This is a genomic window from Haloechinothrix alba (assembly GCF_900188115.1).
Classification (GTDB): Bacteria; Actinomycetota; Actinomycetes; order Mycobacteriales; family Pseudonocardiaceae; genus Haloechinothrix; species Haloechinothrix alba.
The window spans coordinates 157,567-177,635 of sequence record NZ_FZNW01000003.1 but is presented as its reverse complement, the minus strand read 5'-3'; the positions used below and the strand labels follow the sequence as shown (position 1 = coordinate 177,635).

Below are 20,069 nucleotides of genomic sequence, written 5' to 3'. Positions count from 1 at the left end.
GTACGTATCTCAGGAACCGTCAACCGAAGAACACCTCCGCCTCGGCGTAGCGGTCCGGCGGCACGGTCTTGAGCTCGGCTGTCGCCTCGTCCAGGCCGGCACGACGGATCTCGGTTCCGCGCAACGCAACCATCGTGCCGAAGTCGCCCTCCGCGACGGCGTCGACGGCGTGCAGGCCGAAACGCGTCGCCAGCACCCGGTCGTAGGCGGTCGGGGTGCCACCACGCTGGGTGTGCCCGAGCACGACCGCGCGTGACTCCTTACCGGTTCGTTCCCCGAGCACGTCGGCGAGCCAGGTCCCCACACCACCGAGGCGGACGTGCCCGAACGCGTCGGTCTCTCCCGAGTGCAGGGCCTGCTCACCGTCCTCCGGAACGGCGCCCTCGGCAACGACGATGATCGGCGCGTACATCCGCTCGAACCGGCTCTGCACCCACTCGACCACCTTGTCGACCGCGAACGGGCGCTCGGGGACCAGGATCACGTTGGCGCCCCCGGCCAGCCCGGAGTGCAGCGCGATCCACCCCGCGTGCCTACCCATGACCTCGACGACGAGCGCCCTGTGGTGGGACTCGGCCGTGGTGCGCAGCCGATCGATCGACTCGGTCGCGATGTGTACCGCGGTGTCGAACCCGAAGGTGTAGTCGGTGGCCGCGAGATCGTTGTCGATCGTCTTGGGCACACCGACGACCCTGATACCTTCCTCGGACAGCTGCCTGGCCACTCCGAGCGTGTCCTCGCCACCGATCGCGATCAGCGCCTCGACGCCCTGCTCGGCGAGAACGTTCTTGATCGCGCCGGCCCCGCCGTCCTGCTTGTACGGGTTGGTGCGCGAGGAGCCGAGGATCGTACCGCCACGACTCAATATGTGGTCCACATCGGTCAGTCCGAGCGGGATGCTCCTTCCGGTCAGCGGCCCCTGCCAACCGTCCCGGAACCCGAGCACCTCCCAGCCGAGCTTCTCCGTGCCCTTACGGACGATCGCTCGAATCACCGCGTTCAGGCCGGGGCAGTCCCCGCCACCCGTGAGTACTCCGACGCGCATCGAACCTCCGCTTGTCTACCGTCGCCACGTGTCGCTGCCGGGGCTTACCCGGGGCGAAACACGCTGTCCTACCCCGTACCGGAGCGAGCCGACCGGTGAGCCAGATCACTCGCCCCTTCCCCACCCTAGCGGGACCGGCCTCCGGCCGTGATGTACACCTCGACCGGAAATGGCGGCCTGCGCGAAGCCACCCGAAACCGCTGGTGAAGCGGCCGTGGCCCGCACGAGGGTCACGCACGGCGGGGTCACGTGGCTCACTGCGTCGTGAATGCCACGGCGTAAGGGTGTTAGTGTGTCGGCCATGCAGCGCTATCGGTGGTTTATCGGGCCGGCCCGGACCGGGCACGGCGCTACCACCATGCGCTGATCATTCCCTGTCCGAGCCGGAAATCCAGTCAATGGCAAGCCGGCTCGGCGATTTCCGCGAGCGCGGCTTGCGGAAAGGAAGACCCCGCGATGTCGTCTGCCGATACCGCACAGGATTCGACACAGCTCTCCGCGGCGCCCTCCGCGCCGGTCGACGGCGATCTCAACAACACTCGCGTAACGGGCATGAGCCCGCTGCTCTCGCCCGCCCTGCTTCGCCAGGAGATCCCGATCGACGCGCCGACCGCGAAGACGGTCCATCAGGGACGTGCCGAGACCGTCGACATCCTCGGCGGACACGACGACCGGCTTCTCGTCGTCGTCGGTCCGTGCTCGATGCACGACCCCGAGGCCGGCCTGGAGTACGCGCGCCGCCTGGCGACACTCGCCGAGTCGGTGCGCGAGCATGTACACGTCGTGATGCGGGTCTACTTCGAGAAGCCGCGCACCACCCTGGGGTGGAAAGGCCTGATCAACGACCCCGACCTGGACGGCAGCTTCACCGTCAACAGGGGGCTGCGCATCGCGCGGCAGCTCCTGCTGGACATCTCGACGCTCGGCCTTCCCGTCGGCTGCGAGTTCCTCGACCCGATCACGCCGCAGTTCATCGCCGACACCGTCAGCTGGGGATCGATCGGCGCCCGTACCGCGGCGAGCCAGGTTCACCGCCAGCTCTGCAGCGGCTTGTCCATGCCGATCGGCATCAAGAACTCCACTGAGGGCGACATCCAGGTCGCGGTGGACGCCGCCCGCGCGGCCGCGGCGAGCCATGTCTTCCCCGGTATCAACGACGACGGGCTCGCCGCGCTGTTGACGACCTCGGGCAACGCGGACTGCCACGTGATCCTGCGGGGCAGCTCGTCCGGTCCGAACCACGACGAGGCGAGCGTGGCCGAGGCCGTCGCCAAGCTGCGCACGGCCGGCCTGCCCGAGCGGGTCATCGTCGACGCCAGCCACGGCAACAGCGGCAAGGACCATCACCGTCAGGCCGAGGTCACCGGCGAGCTCGCCGACCGGATCGCCGGAGGTGACCGCGACATCGTCGGGGTGATGCTGGAGAGCTTCCTCCACGAGGGGCGCCAGGACCTCACACTGGGCCGGGCGGACCAGCTGCACTACGGCCAGAGCATCACGGACGCGTGCATGAGCTGGCAGACCACCAAGGACCTGATCAGCCGGCTGGCGGATGCGGTCGCCAGGCGCGGGCAACGTGGTTCCGGCCGGGCGGAGGGCTAGGACGCACGTCCCTGCCGGTCCACCTTCCGGACACTGCGACGCTCCCCTCGCGACGCAGTGAGCCCGCGCGGCGGGTTCGACAGGACCGCCCTACCCCGCTACCGGGAGCCCTTTCCTCCGTCGCTCCTCTTCCATGATCTGCCATCGCCGCAGGTTGTGCCTGGCGTCGGCCAGCGCGTCGTGCGCGTCGGCCGGCGCGGGCGGGAGCTTGGGCTTGCCGAGATCCTCCCAGCGCTGACGGAGGTCGCGGGTGAACCGCGGCAGCTGCCGTGGAAGGGCAGGCATGGCACCCCAGAGCTGCGCGAGGGCGACGTGGTCGTAGGCGGCGAACCATGCCCACAGCTGCACGCCGTCGCGCGGCCTGCCGAGGAAGTCGAGCAGGTCCGCGCGGATACTCGCGCGACTGCGCCACGCCGCGTCGCCGCGTGGTGGCAGCTTGGGCAGGACATTGTCGGTGACCCACGGACCGGCCTTGTCCGGGTCGAACTCGGTCGAGACGGCGTAGAACTCCCTGCCCGACTCGGACACGACACCGATCGAGACCAGGTCGATCGTCACGCCGTCTTCGATGAACTCGGTGTCATAGAAGAATCGCACGCGGCAAACCTTACTGGCCCCGGTTTCTCCGCGTGCCACGGCTTCGGCACGCGAGCGGCTCAGCCGGTCTTCGACTGCGGCGCCCGGTCACCATCGGCGGCCCCTCCCCGCCGCGCGGCAGGCACCCGCACGTCCTCACCCGCGGCAAGCTCCTTGGCGCGAGCCGCGTACATGTCGACGTACTCCTGGCCGGACAGCTCCATCAGCGCGTACATGACCTCGTCGGTGATCGCACGCTCCACGAAACGGTCACCCGCGAGGCCCGCGTACCTGGAGAAGTCCAGCGGCTCGCCGATGCGGATCTCCAGGCGGCGCGGGCGCCACATGCGTGATCCGATCGGGTTGACGCGGTCGGTGCCGATCATCGCGACCGGGATCACGGGAACGCCTGCGTCGAGGGCGATCCTCGCCAGCCCGCTCTTGCCCTTGTAGAGGCGGCCGTCCGGCGAGCGGGTGCCCTCCGGGTAGATACCGAGCAGGCGCCCCTCCCTGAGCAGGCGGACGGACGTGTCGAGGGCGGCCTGCGCTGCGGAGCCACTGCCCCTGTCGATCGGGAACTGCCCGGTCCCGCTGAAGAACCACTTCTGCAGCTTGCCCTTGATGCCGGGGCCCTCGAAGTACTCGCTCTTGGCCGGGAACGTGATCCGGCGCTGGACGTGGCACGGCAGGAAGAAGGAGTCGGCCACGGCGAGATGGTTGCTGGCCAGGATCGCGGCACCGGTCCGGGGAATGTTCTCCCGCCCGGTGACCTTGGTCGGCCACAGCAGCCGCAACAACGGCCCCAGCACCACGTACTTCAAGAACCAGTACAGCACCGCGCACCCACCTTCCAGCACCGCGGTCCTCAGCCTACGAACGATGACTCCGCCCGCACAACGGCAGGCGCCCACCACGGGCGGGTAAGCGACCGATCTCACACGGGCGCCGACAGCACCGGTACCGTACGGGATGTCCGCTCACGAGCCTCGGCCCGGCGAGTCGTGCCACCATGGTAGGGACGGTCGGCATCCACCGGCCAGGTAGCACCCACCGCGAGCGCGCGTACAGGAAAGGGGCAGCAGATGCCCGTGACGCCCGGCGCCGAGGCGTTCGAGCACCCCGGCTCGAGTGAGGTCGGTGTGCTGCTGTGCCACGGCTTCACCGGGACGCCCGCGAGCATGCGGCCCTGGGGTGAGTACCTGGCACGCACCGGGCTCACCGTGCGGTGCCCGCGCCTGCCCGGCCACGGTACGAGCTGGCGGGAGCTGAACAAGACCAGGTGGCAGGACTGGTACGCCCGGGTGCGGGACGAGGCCGAACGGCTGCTCGAGGAGTGCGCATCGGTCTACATCTTCGGCCAGTCCATGGGCGGCACGCTGACGCTGCGGCTCGGCCAGGAGTTCGGCGACCGCATAGCCGGCTTGGCCCTGGTCAACCCGGCCGTGACGACCCTGCGCAGGAAGATGGCGTTGCTTCCGTTGCTGGCACCGTTCGTGCCGTCCGTGGCCGGGCTCGGCGGGGACATCGCCAAGGAAGGCGCAGGCGAGTTCACCTACCCGCGAGTACCGCTGCGCGCGGCAGCCAGCCTCGCCCAGCTCTGGAAACACGTGCTGGCCGACCTTCCCCGGATCAGCCAGCCGATACTCCTGTTCCATTCGATCGTTGACCACGTTGTGGAACCCGCGAACTCGGCGATCATCATTGAGCGGGTGAGTAGCACCGACATCACCGACTTCGTGCTCCGCGACAGCTTTCACGTCGCAACCCTGGATCACGACGCACCGTTGATATTCACGGAGAGCGTCGCGTTCATCTCGCGCCTACAGCAGTCCCGAGTGGAAGCAACAGCATGAGTAAGACAGGCAGCCCGAACGGTCCCGACGGCCCGGACGACCTCGACGCGGCATTCAGCGAGATCGTCGCGGATCTTCGCGCGGAAGGCATCGGAGCCGAGGCCGAGCCCGGCAAGCGCTCGCGCGACAAGCGCGGCGGTGACAGACGCGCCGAGGATGAGCTGGATGCGAGCGAGCCCGACTCCGCGGCCGACCCCACGGCCGACCCCACGGCCGACCCCACGGCCGACGCCGAGCAAGGCGGGCCGGACGAGGACGCCGGCAGCGATCCCGCCGAGGGTGCCGGCTCCACCGCGACGGCGGCCAGTGACTGGCGGGCCAGCGAGACCGGCTGGGACTCCACCATGCTCGCCGAGGGCGACCTCGACGACATCTCCGGGCTCGACGAGGACGAGCACTTCGTTCCCCCTGAGCCATCGCCGGTCCAGAAGCCCACGCACGGCACGGTCGTGTCCTGGTTGTTCCTCGCCGCGGGCGTGCTCATGCTGATCGCTCCCGGAGTCATCGGGATGTCTCCGGCGGTGAGCTTGCCGTTCGGCATCCTGTCCATATCCGCCGGTCTCGGCCTGCTGCTCATGCGCATCAAGGACGGTCCACCGCCGGGATCGGACCCGGAGAACGGAGCGCAGGTCTAGCCGGTGGCGCGCGCCAGCGCGCGCAGCGCACGCGGGTCGAGCGTGCGTGCGCCTGCACGGTGTGCCCCGGCACGCACCCTGTCGTCCGCCGTGACCACCACAACGTGCTCGCCCGAGCGCACCGCGCGGTCTGCCATGCGCAGGGTGTGCTCGGCAGCACCGATGCCGTGTCCGGCGGGCACCACCTCGATCCCCGCACGGTCGGTCGGTGCGCCGTCGCCAGGCACGGCCAGCTCGACTCGTGGCCACCACCGCCAGTGCGGGCCCGGTCCGATACCGACGTCCCGCGCGCCGATACCGTCCCGTACCAGTCCGGTCAGCTCCTGCCACGTGAGCTCCGGTCGCGGTGCGCCCCGCGGTCCGGGTGCGGTACCCGGCACCCGGGCGACCGTGTCACCGTCGACGACGAGCACCAGACTGCGCCGGAGCTGGGCGCGCAGCTCCGGCCAGGCCGCCGCGAAGTCACGGTGCAGGCGGTAGCCGTCGACCTCGTCCGGCGCGATCCAGCTCAGCTCGGCGGTTTCGGCACTGCTCGTGCGCTCGCTCACCCGGGTACGCGTCGCCGCGAGCACGGTCGTGTAGCTCCACGTCCCGTGATCGTCGATCGAGCTCGCGGTGAACCGCACGGCCTCGCGCGGCACAGCGGCCTCCTCGGTGGCCTCGCGCATCGCGGCCTGTAGGGCTGACTCGGTACTGCGCAGCGCACCGCCAGGGATGGCCCACGTGCGGCCGTGATGCAACCACCATGCCCTGCGCTGCAGCAACACCCCGCGCGCGGGGTCGACGATCAGCAGGCCGGCCGCACCGTGTACCCCCCAGTGACGGCGGCCGCACGAACACTTGACGAAGCCGTCACCGTCGTCGAAAAACACCCGACCAGCTTCGCACAGTCGGACGTGCGGCCGCCAAGCCTTCTCTGGCGAGCACGCCCGCGCCGACCATCCCGGCCTCGTCGGCGAGCTGAGCCGTGCGGATCCGCGCGAGGGGCCGGTGTCCCATTCCGGTCAGCACCGTCCGGTAGTGGTCACGCGCGTCGTCGAGGAACAGCGGCGCCGACTCCGACACGCCGCCGGCGATCACGATCAGGTCGGGATCGTAGACATCGGCGACAAGGGCGAGCCCGTCGCCGAGCCAGCGCGCCAGCTCGGCCATGGCCTGCCGCGCGATGGGGTCCCCGTCCCGCGCGGCCGCGGCGACGCGCCTGCCGGTGACGGAGCCCGGGTCGCCTGTCGCCTCGCGCGCCAGCACCGTGGACCGGCCAGGGTGACGCGCGAGTAGCTCGATCGCCGTTGTCGCAAGGCCCGTTCCGCTGCAGTACCGTTCCCAGCAGCCCTGCTTGCCGCAGGAGCACGGGCGTCCGTGCGAGACGACCCGCAGGTGGCCCAGCTCCGGCGCGACGCCATGGGCACCCCGGAAGATCTCGCCGTCCAGCACGACGGCACCGCCGATCCCGGTGCCGAGAGCGATCAGCGTCATCACCCGTGCACCCCGCCCGGTTCCGTACCTGTGCTCGGCGACGGCAGCGGCGTTGGCGTCGTGCTCCAGCACAACCGGCAACCCGGTCCGGCTGCGCACGCGCTCGACCACGGGTGCGTCCCGCCACGCCAGGTGCGGGGCGTACATCACGGTACGACGGTCCGCTGCGATGAACCCCGCGACCGCGAGCCCGACGGCGCGGACCTGGTGCCGCTGCCCCAGCTGGTCGACAACACCGGCGATCGCGTCTTCGAGCGCACCTTCCTCGCCGGGCGTGGCCACGCGCGCGGTGTCGATGACGGCGCCGACCTTGTCGATCACGCCTGCCTGCACGCTCGTTCCTCCGACGTCGACACCGACCGTCAGCACACTACCGCTCCCCGACGTTGTCGGAGGCCTCCGCGCCTCGCATGCGGACCGGGATGTGCTGGACCCTCGCCTGCCCCTCCTGCCGCCGCCCGCGGAGATCACCGTCCGCCGTGGACGCACCGGACGGCGGGTCCGGCGGGACGAAACCCGGCATGTGCACGCCGCTTTCCGGGGACCACCGGTCGGCGAGCACGGCACGCAGCAGCGCGACCAGCCGCGCCATCTGCTCGGCGAGCCGCGCCGCGAACTCGGGGCGTTCCCCGCGCAGAATCGCGATGACCGCGCACAGTGGGCACCATCCGGACTCGCCTGCCCCGAAGGGCCCTTCGTCACCTCCCGCACCAGGACTTCCGGCGCCGAAGCCGGTTCCGTGCCCGGCCGCGAGGATGCTGTCCAGCCACGGGGACGCATGCTCGGCGACCATCTCGACGAGCAACCGGATCTCCTGGGTGAGGCTTGCGACCCCGTCGTGGTCGTACGACTGCTCGTGCTGGCTGGTCATCAGTGCACACTCCCTGGCTGGGCGAGGCTCACCACGAGGCCCTCCGAGTCGAACTCGGCCCCCGTGACCTCGCATGAGCGCAACAGTTCCGGTAACGCGATCAACCTGCGGTTACCGTCGACGGTGATCGCCAGGTCGTCGTCGACCCTGGCGAGCTCGATCGCGGAATCCGTGCCGAGTGGCAACGCTACGCGCAGACGATACCCGCCCTCGCCACCGTCGGAAATCTGCAGTAACTCGGCCTCGCCCGGCGAGTCCCCGGCGAGCGGGTCGCCCCCGTCGTAGAGCTCGCGCGCGATCTCGGTGAGCGCTGCCGTACCGACCGGTTCCACCGCGCAGTGCTCCACCGAGCGTAACGCCGTCAGCCCCGCGTCCCGCATCTCGGCGAGCACGGCATCCTGCTCGTCCCTGCGCTTGCGCAACCAGCTCGCCGCACCGCCACGCCAGAAGCCCGGCGCAGGCATCAACCGGTTCGCGACCAGCCCGTCGACACGGATACCCCGCAAGGCCAGCGCGGTCAGCGTACGACGTGTCTCGGCCACGACCATGCGTTCCGGTGTCAGCACCAGGCGGACCGTGGTCGTGTCCTTGTCGGTGAGCAGGTCCCGCAACGACTCCAGATGCTCACCCAGCCTGCGTATCGACGACACGGCGTCCCCGAGCCCGCGTGCCGTCCGCGGGGCACGATTCCAGCCGTAGAGCCTGCGGAGGTAGCCGGAGATCGCTTCCGGCAACGCGAGCAGGCGCAGCGTCTCCGCTGTGGGGCCACAGTCGACGACGACCACGTGCCAGTACCCGGTCTCGGCGAGACGCTGCACCTCGCTGAGCGCGAGCAGCTCGTCGACCCCGGGCAGCACCGTCAGCTCCGCGGCGTCGAGTGCTTCCACGCCTGCGCCGGTAAGCGCGCTACGCAGCTGGCCGCGCAGCTCCTGCCACGCGGTGTCCACCAGGCCCCGCGGGTCGAGCTGGACGGCCGACAGCCGTGGCCCCACCCCTGTCGGCTCACGGCCGAGCTCGGTTCCGAACGAGTCGGCCAGCGAGTGAGCGGGGTCGGTGGACACCACGAGAGTGCGCCTGCCGTGCTCGGCCAGGGTCGTCCCCGTGGCCGCGGCCAGGGTCGTCTTACCGACCCCGCCTTTCCCGGTGAACAGCAGGAGCCTCAACTCAGCGTTCACCCTCCACCCGGCGCTTGAGCTCCTTCAACGCGGTATCCATGATCATCTTTTCCGCCTTGCGCCTGAGCAAGCCGATCATGGGCAGCATCAGCTCGACCGACAACGTGTAGGTCACCTCGGTCCGCTCCCCGCCCCCCAGTGGCCGCAGCACGTACTGGCCGTTCTGGGAACGCTGCATCTGCCCCTTGACCAGCTGCCAGCTCACCGAAAGGCCGTCGCAGGCCCAGTCGTAGCTGAGCGTGTAGACATCCTTGACGGGCCCGGCATCGAGTGTGAACCGGACCTGTTGGGGTTTGCCGTCGTCGCCGGTCTCCAGGATCTCCGTCTGCTGGACGGCCTTGGCCCATTCCGGGTAGGCCTCGAGGTCGGCGATGACAGCCATGATCCGCTCCGGCGGTGCGTCGACGACGATCGACTGAGTGGACTCCTCGGCCATGGGTCAACAGGGTAGCCGGGATACCTTCGGGTGCGCGCCTCGCCCACGGCAGATCGTGCCGGGCCGGTGCCGACACGTCCTCGCGCGGCGTTCCCGGTCAGCGACACCCACAGGGAGGTGTCTCCACGCACTCCGGTCGACGGGGCTCACCAGCGCAGCACGTAGGGCTGTGCGCTGTACTTGAAGTACCCGACATTGCGGCATTCGGTCTTACCGAGGCGGTAGCGGTGGGCCAGCGGCTGGTGCACGTGGCCGAACAGTGACCAGCGCGGGCAGTGACGACGGATGTGGTCGAGCAGCCCGGCCGAGCCGCGCTCCTCCCGGCGCGCCACCACGTCATAGGTCAGGTCGGCGATGTCCGGCGGTACGTGGCTGCACAGCACGTCCACCTCTCCCAGGCCCGCGACGGCCGCGTCGAACTCCTCGTCGGTGCGCAGGTACGGCCGCCACGCGGCGTCCCGCCGCGGCCATGCCCCCGGCGGCCGCAACGCGCCACCGATGAACCCGAACCGCAACCCGCCGATCTTGACGACGTCCCCGTCCAGCGTCTCCACGAGGTCGCCTGCGAGCTCCTTCCACAGCTCCGGCGCGTCGACGTTGCCCGGTGTGGCGTACGTCGGTGCCGTGACGGCGCCGAACAGCTCGGCGTACTGCTCGCGAATGGCGTCGTCGACGGCGGTACGGGGCTCGTCCACGCTGTTCCACAGCGACTGCGCGAACGAGGCCAGCGCCTCCTTGTCACCACGGCTGCGCAGCGTGGCGAACGTGGCGACGTTGTCCGCGCCGAACAACCTGCCGAGGATGCCTCCGCTGTAGTCGGTGTAGTCGACGAAGTCGATCAGATCACCCAGTACGACAAGCGCATCGGCACCATCGCCCGCCCTGGCCAACGCCTCGGCGTTGCCGTGCACATCGGAGACCACGTGAACCCGCATCACGTCCCACTCTAGAACGTTTCCGCCGGGACCCCCCGTCGAGAGCGGGACGGGGTGCGCCCGCGGCACGGTTTCGCCTGCGCACGCCCTACGCGTGTCGCGGGGGGACACCCGGCTTCCTGCCGTCCTCGAGCAGGTTCTTCAGTTCCAACGCGACAGCCTTCGCGGCCCGCGCCCGGCGATCGTACTCGCGGGCGTGGTCACGCGGGCCGAGGCGGAGCGCGCGGCCGGCCGGGTCGACCGGGGTGGCACGCAGGAAGTAGTGCAGGATCGTCCCGTCGAGCACGGGCTCCAGCCAGACCTCCATGGTCCCGACCAGCGCCCCGCGCACGGTCCAGCGCAGCCCTTCGTCCCCGCGGTCGGTATAGACCACGAGCACCAGGTCCGGCCAGTACCTCGCCCACGAACGCGGATCGCCGAAGGCGGCAGCCACGGTGGCTTGTGGTACCGCGATGAACGTCTCGTCGACGACGTCGATCGCGGGTCCGTCGGGAACGAGCGTGGCGTCGGTCTCACTCACGGGTGCAGAATCTCACGCCCCACACCTCGCGTGGGCGTACGGCCCGTTCACCGCTGCGCAGGCAGTCACGCGCGGGGTGAGGGACCCACCGTTCGACGAACCGCCGGCGGTAGAGTGACTCGCCAGTAACTTGAGGCGCCCCGATCAGGCCCTCACCGGTTCTGGCCGAGACGGAGGTCACAGTTGCGTGAGTACACCGCCCCATCGCCACCCGAGGTTGCCGATGACGAGAACCTGACCGACGTCATCTGGGCCAACGCCGAGCGGTTCGGGGACAACATCAGTTTCCGGCGGCTCGTCGACGGCACGTGGCTCGATGTCACCGCCAAGGAGTTCACCGCAGAGGTGCTTGCGGTGGCCAAGGGGCTGATGGCCGCGGGGATCTCCCCGGGTGACCGCGTGGGTCTGCTCGCCAGGACCCGGTACGAGTGGACCCTGCTCGACTTCGCGATCTGGGCAGCCGGTGGTGCCACGGTCCCCATCTACGAGACGTCGGCCTCCGACCAGATCCACTGGATACTGTCCGACGCGGGCGCCAAGGCGGTCATCGTGGAAACCGACGAGCATCGCCTGCGCCTCGCCGAGGTTCGCGGGGAACTGGCCGAGCTCGAACACGTCTGGCAGATCGAAGCGCCCGCCGAAGGCAAGCCGGCCGTCGAGGCGCTCAGCGACCTCGGTGGCGACATGGCCGACTCCGAACTGCACGCGCGCCGCGAGGCGGTCCGCGCCGACGACACGGCCACACTGGTCTACACCTCGGGAACGACGGGAAGGCCGAAGGGCGTCGCGCTCACCCATCGCAACCTGCTGGCCGAGGTCAGGGCGTGTCTACGTGCGATGCCGCAGGTACTGCGGGAGGGGAACTCGCTGCTGGTGTTCCTGCCGCTGGCACACGTGTTCGCCCGCGCCATCAGCCTGATGGCCGTGCACGGCCGCGTGACCCTGGGGCACACGCCCGACCCGACGACCCTGCTCGACGATCTCGCCGCGTTCCGGCCGAGCAGCGTCGTGGCCGTACCCCGCGTGTTCGAGAAGGTCTACAACAGCTCGAAGCTCAAGGCCCACTCGGCGGGTAAGGGCAAGATCTTCGATGCCGCGGAGCGCACCGCGATCGCCTACAGCGAGGCGCTCGACGCGGGCTCGGTGCCACTGCCGCTGCGGGTCAAGCACGCGCTGTTCGACAAACTCGTGTACGGCAAGCTGCGCGATGCTCTCGGCGGCCGCTGCATCGGTGCGGTCTCGGGTGGCGCACCGCTCGGCGGCAGGCTGGCGCACTTCTTCCGCGGAGCCGGCATCACCGTCTACGAGGGTTACGGCCTGACCGAGACCTCGGCGGCCGCGTGCGTCAACACCGAGCGGGACATCAAGATAGGCACGGTCGGCAAGCCGGTGGCCGGGACGTCGGTACGGATCGCCGACGACGGGGAGGTACTGCTCGCGGGCGACGTCGTGTTCTCCGGGTACTGGAAGAACGAGGAGGCCACGTCCCAGGCACTCGAGGCCGGATGGTTCCACACCGGAGACCTCGGCGAGCTCGACGACGAGGGATTCCTGAAGATCACCGGCCGCAAGAAGGAGATCATCGTCACCGCGGGCGGCAAGAACGTCGCACCCGCGCGGCTCGAGGACACCGTCAAGGCGACACCACTGGTCAGCCAGGCCATGGTGGTCGGTGACCAGCGGCCGTACGTAGCAGCGCTCGTCACCGTCGACGAGGAGTTCTTCGGCACATGGAAGGAGCGGAACGGCAAGCGGCCCGAGGCGACCGTCGCCGAGCTGGCCGACGACCCGGACCTGCGCGCCACCGTGCAACGCGCGGTCGACGAGGCGAACGGGCACGTGTCCCAGGCTGAGGCCATCCGGAAATTCACCGTGCTGCCCGAGGATTTCACCGAGGCCGCGGGCGAGATCACGCCGAGCCTGAAGCTCAAGCGGGACGTGGTGGCCGCGCACTACGCGGATGCCGTCGAGCGCCTCTACGGGTAGGGCGTGTCGGTGGTGGTCACCGGTAGCGGTGATCACCACTCAACGCTCCCGCTCAGCGATCCAGTCACCCACCACAGTAGACAGCAAGGACAGCGGGACCGGCCCGCAGTCGAGCACGGCTTCGTGGAATCGCCTGATGTCGAACGCGGGCCCCAGCCTGCGCTCCGCTTCCGCGCGCAGCCGGCGTATCTCCTGCCTGCCCACCATGTACGACAGTGCCTGGCCCGGTACCGCCGCGTAGCGGTCCACCTCGGGGCCGACCTCGGCGGGGGTCAGCGGCGTGTACTCGGTGAGGAAGTCGACAGCCCGCTGCCGGCTCCAGCCGTACGCGTGCAAGCCCGTGTCCACCACCAGCCGCGCGGCACGCAGAGAGTCCTGGGCGAGCATGCCCAACCTGCTCAGCGGTCCCGAGTACAGCCCCATCTCGTCGGCGAGGCGTTCGGCGTACAGCGCCCACCCCTCGGCGTAGGCGTTCACGTCGGCGATCCTGCGTATAAGCGGGAGCCGGTCCAGCCCGAGCGCGGTCGTGGTCTGGAAGTGATGCCCCGGGATGACCTCGTGAAACGCGATCGCCTCTGCGAGGTGCCTGCACCGCGACCCCGGCTCGGAGGTGTTGGCGAAGTAGGTGCCCGGCCGCGTCCCGTCGAGCGACGGTGGGGTGTAGTACGCGGCCGCCCCGCCACCGGCCTCCGCGTCCGGAACGGGCCTGACCTCGACGGGGTCGGCAGGTAGTCGATCGAACCAGCCCGGCGCGACCGCCTCGGCCCTGCGGATCGCGGCACGAGCGGCATCCAGCAGCTCGGCACCGCTCGACCAGCGAAGCGCGCGGTCATGGCGCAGGCGCTGGAAGATCTCCGGGACATCGCTCGTCCCGAACGCGGCCGCACCGATCTCGGCGTACTCCCCCGCCAGCTCCCCGAGGACCGCCATACCCGTCTCGTGCAGCTCGTCGGCGCCGCGTTCGGTGGTGGTGTGCACGCTCGTCAGCGCCGCGTACCGGTGCTCCCCACCTGGTTGCCACCACAGCCCCGCCTGCGCGTCCGGCCTCGCCCGCGGTGCGACCTCGGTAGCCAGGAACATCCGGTAGCGCGCGTACGCCGGACGAACCTTGTCGTCCACCAGCGCGTCCCGGTGTCGTGCGAAGTCCGGCACAGGGACCTGTGCCGGGACGTTCCGCAACGGGTCCGCGTCGTAGTTCGACAGGTACCGGTCGATGTAGTCGAGACCGGCACGCACCAGGAACGCGGGCGGCGCCAACCCGCGTGCCAGACCGGACCGCTGCCGTTCGGTGATCGTGGCAAGGTACCCGGGCAGCGCGGCGAGCCGGTCCAGGTAACCGTGCGCCATCCGTGCACTGCCCAGCGAGATCATCGGCAGGGCCACCAGGGGCCACAGCGCCGGGGCCGACAGCCCGTCACTGACCGAGAACTCCTCGGTCCGTACCTCGATATGTGCCGCCAGCGCGCAGGCCTGCTGCACGACGAGCTCGCGTGTGATGCGATCCGTCGGCTCCAGCCGCACGGGATCCACTGCTGTGGCGGCTCGGGCCACGGCGAACATCTGGTCCCTGCAGCGCTGCCGTGCCGTCTCGTCGTAGTCGACCAACCTGTGATGAGGCCCCTCCAGCCCCAGAAGGGATGCCTCGACGGGATCGGCTTCGAACCGGGCAGCGACGAGCTCGTCGGCGAGCGCGGCGATTTGAGAGGTCACCGCCTGCGTCTCGTTCATGCTTCTCCGGATGCCCAGCTGCCGATCACACGCTCCAGCACGGCGAGTGGGACCGCGCCGCACCCGAGTACGTGGTCGTGGAACTCGCGGACGTCGAAGTCCGCGCCGAGCGAGCGCTCCGCCATGGCTCGAACCCGCTGGATCTCCAAGCGCCCCACCATATAGGACAGCGCCTGCCCCGGGTAGGCGATGTAACGATCCACCTCGGACTCCACCTCGACCTTCGGCATCGGGGTGTTCGCCGCCAGGTAGTCGACGGCCTGTTGCCTGCTCCAGCCCTTGGCGTGCAATCCCGTGTCCACCACGAGCCTTCCTGCCCGCATCGAGTCGTTCGCCAGCATGCCGAGCACCGCGACGTCATCGGAGTACAGATCCATCTCGCGCGCCAGCCGTTCGGTGTAGAGGCCCCACCCCTCGATATAGGCCGTGAACCCGCCGAGCTTGCGCAGCAGCGGCAGGTGCTCGAGCAGCTGCGCGGTGCTGAGCTGGAAATGGTGCCCGGGGATGACCTCGTGGAACGCCGTCGCCTCCGATGTGTGCTTGAAGCGCTCGGTGACCTTGTAGGTGTTGGCGAAGTACGTGCCGGGACGGGACCCGTCGGTGGCAGGCTGCATGTAGTACGCCGCGGGGGCGCCGGGCGCGGCGGCCGCTGGAATCTCGTCGACGACCCAGGGCTGCGGCGGGATGCTGCCGAACCAGCGTGGCGCCTCGCGCTCGGCCCTGCCGATCGCCTCGCGCGCGTCGTCGAGCAGCTCGTCGGCACTCGACCAGCGCAGTTCCGGGTCGGTGCGCAGTCGATCGAAGATCTCGTCGAGTGCGCGTGTGCCGAAGACCCGCGCCCCGACCTCGGTGTACTCGCCCGCCAGCTCGTCGATCAGCGCACGCCCGGTGTCATGCAGCTCCGCAGGGGACCTGGTCGTCGTGGTGTGCACCCTGGCGAGCGTGCGGTAGGCGTCCTCACCCCCTGGCAGCCAGCACAGCCCCGGCCGGTCCGAGCTACGGGCGTGCGGGGCGATCTCGTGAGCGAGCCCGTCCCGGTACGTCGCGAAGGCGGGACGCACGACCTCGGTGAGCAGGCTCGCTCGCACGGCGTCGAACTCCTCCGCCAGGGACGCCGGCGCCTGCGGCTGCAGCAGCGGATCGGCCTCGCTCTCGGAAAGGTACCTGTCGAGGTGCGCTATCGCCGCCTCGACCAGGTGTTTCACCGGGGTCCTTCCGGCTCGCACACCCGCGCGGTGACGGTCGAGCGCCTGCTCGAAATGGTCCGGCACCGCGGCCAGCCTGTCGAGGTAGGCCCGCATCGCCGTCTCGTCGCCCACGCTGTGCATCGGCAGCAACGACAGCAGCTGCGCGGCGGGCGCGACGAACAGGTCGGTGACGGTCAGCTCGGCCAGCCCGACGCCGAACTCGTCCAGCGCCGCCCGAGCGTGCGCGATCACCACGTCCCGGGTGGTGCGGTCGTCGGCGGCGAGCTCGGCGGGCTCGAGGGCCGACGCGCGGTCGAGGATATCGCGCATCCGATCGGCCGTGCGCCGCTCGGCCTCCTCGCTCATATCGCCGAGTCCGGGGCGCGTCATGTCCACCCCGAGAAGGGCCGGCCACAGTGGATCGGCATCGAACTGGACCTCGAGCAGCTCGTCGGCCAGCTGTGCGACTTCGGTCATGCGGCGCCCTCCCTGTCCGGCACATCCCGTACGGCAACCTCGCCTGCCCGAGCTTAGCTGGCGGACCCCACGGACTGCCCGGCGCACCGGAGGGCTGGAGGCCGAACAGCTGTCGATCCGGCTGCTGGAGGTCCAGGACCCTGCAGACTTCCTGTTCGGGGCGGGCGGTGACCAGCTCGCCCCGGGTGAGCGTGCCGGTGTCGTACACACAGAGGTCACCAACACCGGTACCACCGCCTTCGGGTACCTGCCGGACGACTTCCTGGAACTGGTCACCGCCGAGGGCACGGCGGTGGCGAAGGCCCCGGTCTCGTTGACGTCCCGTCCACCCCGTCGGATCGGGGTGGGACCCGGGCAGACCGTCGGCGGGCACACCGTCTACGTACTGCCCGGGTCCGCCCGGTTGGCCTCGGTGCGCTGGAGTACCCGGCCTGAGCCCGACGAACGCACCGTGACCTGGACCGTCGACGAGTGACCGTCAGTTCTGGGCCCGCAGGATCTCCACCGCGTTCGCCAGGTCTTCCGGATAGTCCGATGTGAACTCGACCCATCGGCCGTCCTCGGGGTGCGCGAACCCCAGCGACCGGGCGTGCAGCCACTGCCTCGGGACATCGAGCGACTTGGCCAGGGCCGGGTCGGCTCCGTAGGTAAGGTCCCCGACGCACGGGTGCTTCAGTGCCGCGAAATGCACCCTGATCTGGTGGGTGCGTCCCGACTCCAGCTTGATCTGCACAAGCGATGCCGACCGGAACGCCTCGATCACCTCGTAGTGCGTCACGCTCGGCCTGCCGCCTGATACCACCGCGAACTTGTAGTCGTGCTTGGGATGCCGGTCGATCGGCGCATCGATCGTCCCCTTGCTCGGATCGGGATGCCCCTGCACGAGGGCGTGATACCCCTTGTCGACGGTGCGTTCCTTGAACGCGCGCTTGAGCACGCTGTAGGCGTGCTCGCTCTTGGCTACGACCATCACACCGGTGGTACCGACATCCAGGCGATGCACCACACCCCTGCGCTCCTCCGCCCCCGAGGTGGATACACGGACACCGGCGGCCGCGAGCCCGCCGATCACGGTCGGCCCATCCCAACCAGGGCTGGGATGGGCAGCCACCCCGACCGGCTTGTCGACGACGGCGATGTGATCGTCGGAGTGCAGCACACGCAGCCCGGGGACGGGAACCTCCTCCACCCCGGTGACGGCGGCCTGCCGGTCCGCCTCCGGCAGCGTCACCTCGAGCACGCTGGCCGCCACCATGCGGTCCGACTTACCGACCCGCTCACCGTCGAGAAGTACCTTGCCGTCCGCTGCGAGCTCCGCCACCGCGGTACGCGACATACCGAGCAGCTTCGCCAGCCCCGCGTCGACGCGCATCCCGTCGAGGCCGTCCGGGACGGGCAGCATCCGCTCGCTCATTCACGACCCTCCCTCGTGGCATCGTCCGGCAGGCGATCGGCCGGGGGGCCTGCGCTGTCGTAGTCCCTGCCGAGCAACGTCAGGATCACGATCAGCACCGCACCGACGACGATCGCCGAGTCCGCGACGTTGAAAACCGGCCAGATCCGGCCGTCCGGAGCGAACACCGACACGAAGTCCACCACGTGCCCCCGCAGCACGGCAGGCTCCCGGAAGATGCGGTCGACCAGGTTACCGAGGGCGCCCGCCAGCACCAGGCCCAGACCGACCGCCCACGCCTTCGAACGTAGCTTGCGGGCGATCCAGATGATCGCGACCACCACGCCGATCGCGATCAGTGCCAGTAGCCAGGTCAGCCCGCTGGCCAGGGAGAACGCCGCGCCAGGGTTACGAATCAGCTGGAGGTACACGGCACCGCCCAGCACCCGGACCGGCTCGCGTCCCTCCAGCGTCGCCACGACGAGGACCTTCGTCAGCACATCCAGCGCGAACACCAGGACCGTCACGGCCGTCACGATGCCGATACGCCGGGGCGGCAACTGCTCAGTAGTCACCCGGCCATTGTCCCGCGCCTCGTCCTGCCCGTGCGCCCAGCCCATGCACGAGGCGTCACCGGCCGGTCTCGCCCTTCCAGCGAGCCAACCGTCCGGCCCGGTCCACGGCCCTGATCCGGCGTTCCACCGCCGCGCGGACCGACTCCGTCGTGACGATCAACAGGTCGTCGTTCTCCGCGAGCCGGGTCGACTCGTTCGGGGTGAACCCGGTGTCGTTGCGCACCACCAGGCTCACCGTCGCACCCTTCGGCAGTCGCAGCTCGGCGATGTAGACACCGTGCAGCTTCGAGCCCGGCTGGATACGCACCTGCAGGAGGTTCGCGTCGAGATGATCCAGCGGCGCCGCGTCCACCTGCACCTCACGTGGCTCGGCCGCACGTGCGATACCCAGTGCCTTCGCCAGCGGCGTCATCGTCAGCCCCTGCAGCAGGGTGAAGACGACGACCAGGACGAACACGATATCCAGCAACAGGTCGGCTCCTGGCCTGCCCTGTGCCAGCGGGATGGAGGCGAGCACGATCGGGACGGCCCCGCGCAGGCCCGCCCAGGAGATGAATATCTGCTCCCGCCACGGGATCTTGAACGGCGCCAGCGACGGGACCACGGACAGTGGCCGCGCGACGAACAGGAGGACGGCCCCGGCGAACAGTCCCGCCAACACGGTATGCAAATCCAGCAGCCGCGCGGGAGCGGCGAACAGCCCCAGCAACACGAACAGACCGATCTGGGCCAGCCAGCCGATCCCCTCGGCGAACGACAGCGTGTCCGAACGGTGCGGCAGGCGTGAGTTGCCCAGCACCACGCCTGCGATGTACGTCGCCATCAACCCGGAGGCCTCGGCGAGCTGACCGGCGGCGAACGCGAACACGCACACCGCGACGGTGGCCAGCGGGTAGAGGCCCGTCGCGGGCAGCGCGGCCCTGCGCAGGGCCTGGGCGCCCAGCCAGCCGAGCCCGAGCCCCACCAGCGCGCCGAACACGAGCTGGTAGACCACATCCAGCGGTAACAGCCACGTGATCGGGTCGGTCCCGGCCAGCAGGATGACCATGATGTAGACGGGGGCGTCGTTGAGCCCCGACTCCAGCTCCACAGCCCCGGACAGGCGCTTGCGGATACCCTTCCCGCGCAGCACGCTGAACACCGCGGCCGCGTCCGTCGAGGACAGCACGGCGCCCCACAGCAGGGCGGTGCGCCAGTCGAAGTCCAGCACGAGGTACATCGCCGTACCCACGACAGCGATGCTGATCGCGACCGAGACCGTGGCAAGGGCGATCCCCGGTCCGAGGGCGGGCCGGACGACGCTCCAGCGCGTGCCGAGGCCGCCTTCCGCGAGGATCAGTACCAGCGCTGCGATACCGAGAGCCTGCGTGAGCTCGGCATCGTCGAACTGGATACCCAGGCCTTCCTCGCCGAGCAGGACACCGATCGCGAGGTAGACCAGCAGGGTCGGCAGCCCGAGGCGCGTGGAGAACCCGACCGCGACGACACCGGCGAGCAGCACGGCAGCACCAACGCCGAGAATGACAGGGAGCTGCTCCACAACACCTCCACCTCGCCGCAGACTCCGAACTCACATTGTGACGTACCCGCGCGGTGTGG

General features: G+C 69.9%; 20 protein-coding genes. 5 read left to right on the top strand and 15 right to left on the bottom strand.

Annotated features, from left to right (window positions below; translation table 11 throughout):
- Positions 1-19: 19 nt before the first annotated feature.
- The gene (locus CHB84_RS03555; protein ID WP_089300016.1) at positions 20-1,045 is read right to left on the bottom strand and encodes a 6-phosphofructokinase; all 1,026 of its coding nucleotides are present in this window, start codon (positions 1,043-1,045) and stop codon (positions 20-22) included.
- A 456-nt stretch (positions 1,046-1,501) separates the two neighbouring features.
- On the opposite strand from CHB84_RS03555, the gene CHB84_RS03550 reads away from it, so the two are divergent.
- Positions 1,502-2,647, top strand: a complete 1,146-nt coding sequence (locus tag CHB84_RS03550) for a 3-deoxy-7-phosphoheptulonate synthase (RefSeq protein WP_089300015.1) — start codon at positions 1,502-1,504, stop codon at positions 2,645-2,647.
- A 90-nt stretch (positions 2,648-2,737) separates the two neighbouring features.
- Here the strand turns inward: CHB84_RS03550 and CHB84_RS03545 are convergent, their stop codons facing one another.
- Together CHB84_RS03545 and CHB84_RS03540 are read right to left on the bottom strand one after the other, a co-directional pair.
- A complete protein-coding gene (locus tag CHB84_RS03545) occupies positions 2,738-3,244 on the bottom strand; it encodes a polyadenylate-specific 3'-exoribonuclease AS (protein WP_089300014.1) in 507 nt (168 codons plus the stop codon).
- Between the two features lie 59 nt (positions 3,245-3,303).
- The gene (locus tag CHB84_RS03540; protein WP_089300013.1) at positions 3,304-4,059 is read right to left on the bottom strand and encodes a lysophospholipid acyltransferase family protein; all 756 of its coding nucleotides are present in this window, start codon (positions 4,057-4,059) and stop codon (positions 3,304-3,306) included.
- 246 nt (positions 4,060-4,305) lie between these two features.
- On the opposite strand from CHB84_RS03540, the gene CHB84_RS03535 reads away from it, so the two are divergent.
- Positions 4,306-5,076 (top strand): alpha/beta hydrolase, encoded by a 771-nt coding sequence (locus CHB84_RS03535; RefSeq protein WP_089300012.1) that lies wholly within the window; start codon positions 4,306-4,308, stop codon positions 5,074-5,076.
- On the top strand, positions 5,073-5,711 hold the full coding sequence (locus tag CHB84_RS03530) for a hypothetical protein (RefSeq protein WP_089300011.1): 639 nt from the start codon (positions 5,073-5,075) through the stop codon (positions 5,709-5,711). The genes CHB84_RS03535 and CHB84_RS03530 overlap by 4 nt, the downstream gene beginning before the upstream one ends.
- Here the strand turns inward: CHB84_RS03530 and CHB84_RS03525 are convergent.
- The 7 genes from CHB84_RS03525 to CHB84_RS03495 form a co-directional block, all read right to left on the bottom strand.
- Complete coding sequence (locus CHB84_RS03525; RefSeq protein ID WP_089300010.1) at positions 5,708-6,583, bottom strand: NUDIX domain-containing protein; 876 nt, start codon at positions 6,581-6,583, stop codon at positions 5,708-5,710. The two genes, CHB84_RS03530 and CHB84_RS03525, sit on opposite strands and share 4 nt — an antisense overlap.
- Positions 6,564-7,556, bottom strand: a complete 993-nt coding sequence (locus CHB84_RS03520) for an ROK family protein (RefSeq protein ID WP_089300009.1) — start codon at positions 7,554-7,556, stop codon at positions 6,564-6,566. Before CHB84_RS03520 ends, CHB84_RS03525 begins: the two co-directional genes overlap by 20 nt.
- A 1-nt stretch (position 7,557) precedes the next feature.
- Positions 7,558-8,058, bottom strand: a complete 501-nt coding sequence (locus CHB84_RS03515) for a hypothetical protein (RefSeq protein ID WP_176439763.1) — start codon at positions 8,056-8,058, stop codon at positions 7,558-7,560.
- On the bottom strand, positions 8,058-9,221 hold the full coding sequence (locus tag CHB84_RS03510; protein ID WP_089300112.1) for an ArsA family ATPase: 1,164 nt from the start codon (positions 9,219-9,221) through the stop codon (positions 8,058-8,060). The genes CHB84_RS03515 and CHB84_RS03510 overlap by 1 nt, the downstream gene beginning before the upstream one ends.
- Position 9,222: 1 nt before the next feature.
- On the bottom strand, positions 9,223-9,669 hold the full coding sequence (locus tag CHB84_RS03505) for an SRPBCC family protein (protein WP_089300008.1): 447 nt from the start codon (positions 9,667-9,669) through the stop codon (positions 9,223-9,225).
- Positions 9,670-9,815: 146 nt separating this feature from the next.
- Positions 9,816-10,604, bottom strand: coding sequence for a metallophosphoesterase family protein (locus CHB84_RS03500; protein ID WP_089300111.1), 789 nt, complete (start codon positions 10,602-10,604; stop codon positions 9,816-9,818).
- Between the two features lie 88 nt (positions 10,605-10,692).
- On the bottom strand, positions 10,693-11,124 hold the full coding sequence (locus tag CHB84_RS03495) for a polyketide cyclase / dehydrase and lipid transport (protein ID WP_089300007.1): 432 nt from the start codon (positions 11,122-11,124) through the stop codon (positions 10,693-10,695).
- A 183-nt stretch (positions 11,125-11,307) separates the two neighbouring features.
- Here CHB84_RS03495 and CHB84_RS03490 point away from each other — a divergent pair, with 183 nt between their 5' ends.
- Complete coding sequence (locus CHB84_RS03490; protein WP_089300006.1) at positions 11,308-13,110, top strand: AMP-dependent synthetase/ligase; 1,803 nt, start codon at positions 11,308-11,310, stop codon at positions 13,108-13,110.
- 39 nt (positions 13,111-13,149) lie between these two features.
- On the opposite strand, the gene CHB84_RS03485 is transcribed toward CHB84_RS03490, so the two are convergent.
- Positions 13,150-14,838 carry a DUF885 domain-containing protein gene (locus CHB84_RS03485; protein ID WP_089300005.1) on the bottom strand — a complete coding sequence of 563 codons (1,689 nt, stop codon included), beginning with the start codon at positions 14,836-14,838 and terminating at the stop codon, positions 13,150-13,152.
- Positions 14,835-16,502, bottom strand: a complete 1,668-nt coding sequence (locus CHB84_RS03480) for a DUF885 domain-containing protein (protein WP_089300004.1) — start codon at positions 16,500-16,502, stop codon at positions 14,835-14,837. The genes CHB84_RS03485 and CHB84_RS03480 overlap by 4 nt, the downstream gene beginning before the upstream one ends.
- Here CHB84_RS03480 and CHB84_RS03475 point away from each other — a divergent pair.
- Positions 16,501-16,977 carry a hypothetical protein gene (locus tag CHB84_RS03475; RefSeq protein WP_089300003.1) on the top strand — a complete coding sequence of 159 codons (477 nt, stop codon included), beginning with the start codon at positions 16,501-16,503 and terminating at the stop codon, positions 16,975-16,977. The genes CHB84_RS03480 and CHB84_RS03475 overlap by 2 nt on opposite strands.
- Positions 16,978-16,980: 3 nt before the next feature.
- On the opposite strand, the gene CHB84_RS03470 is transcribed toward CHB84_RS03475, so the two are convergent.
- Genes CHB84_RS03470 through CHB84_RS03460 form a run of 3 tightly spaced genes read right to left on the bottom strand, consistent with a single transcriptional unit; the run spans position 16,981 to position 20,010 of the window.
- Positions 16,981-17,916 carry an RluA family pseudouridine synthase gene (locus tag CHB84_RS03470; protein WP_176439762.1) on the bottom strand — a complete coding sequence of 312 codons (936 nt, stop codon included), beginning with the start codon at positions 17,914-17,916 and terminating at the stop codon, positions 16,981-16,983.
- Complete coding sequence (lspA, locus tag CHB84_RS03465) at positions 17,913-18,470, bottom strand: signal peptidase II (protein ID WP_245818526.1); 558 nt, start codon at positions 18,468-18,470, stop codon at positions 17,913-17,915. Before lspA ends, CHB84_RS03470 begins: the two co-directional genes overlap by 4 nt.
- A gap of 55 nt (positions 18,471-18,525) precedes the next feature.
- Positions 18,526-20,010 carry a potassium/proton antiporter gene (locus CHB84_RS03460; RefSeq protein ID WP_089300001.1) on the bottom strand — a complete coding sequence of 495 codons (1,485 nt, stop codon included), beginning with the start codon at positions 20,008-20,010 and terminating at the stop codon, positions 18,526-18,528.
- Positions 20,011-20,069 lie beyond the last annotated feature (59 nt).

Bases quoted from the DNA above. Each gene is read 5' to 3' on its own strand.
- CHB84_RS03555 (WP_089300016.1), bottom strand. From the start codon at position 1,045: ATGCGCGTCGGAGTACTCACGGGTGGCGGGGACTGCCCCGGCCTGAAC.
- CHB84_RS03550 (WP_089300015.1), top strand. From the start codon at position 1,502: ATGTCGTCTGCCGATACCGCACAGGATTCGACACAGCTCTCCGCGGCG.
- CHB84_RS03535 (WP_089300012.1), top strand. From the start codon at position 4,306: ATGCCCGTGACGCCCGGCGCCGAGGCGTTCGAGCACCCCGGCTCGAGT.
- CHB84_RS03530 (WP_089300011.1), top strand. From the start codon at position 5,073: ATGAGTAAGACAGGCAGCCCGAACGGTCCCGACGGCCCGGACGACCTC.
- CHB84_RS03515 (WP_176439763.1), bottom strand. From the start codon at position 8,058: ATGACCAGCCAGCACGAGCAGTCGTACGACCACGACGGGGTCGCAAGC.
- CHB84_RS03505 (WP_089300008.1), bottom strand. From the start codon at position 9,669: ATGGCCGAGGAGTCCACTCAGTCGATCGTCGTCGACGCACCGCCGGAG.
- CHB84_RS03500 (WP_089300111.1), bottom strand. From the start codon at position 10,604: ATGCGGGTTCACGTGGTCTCCGATGTGCACGGCAACGCCGAGGCGTTG.
- CHB84_RS03485 (WP_089300005.1), bottom strand. From the start codon at position 14,838: ATGAACGAGACGCAGGCGGTGACCTCTCAAATCGCCGCGCTCGCCGAC.
- CHB84_RS03475 (WP_089300003.1), top strand. From the start codon at position 16,501: ATGCGGCGCCCTCCCTGTCCGGCACATCCCGTACGGCAACCTCGCCTG.
- CHB84_RS03480 (WP_089300004.1), bottom strand. From the start codon at position 16,502: ATGACCGAAGTCGCACAGCTGGCCGACGAGCTGCTCGAGGTCCAGTTC.
- CHB84_RS03470 (WP_176439762.1), bottom strand. From the start codon at position 17,916: ATGAGCGAGCGGATGCTGCCCGTCCCGGACGGCCTCGACGGGATGCGC.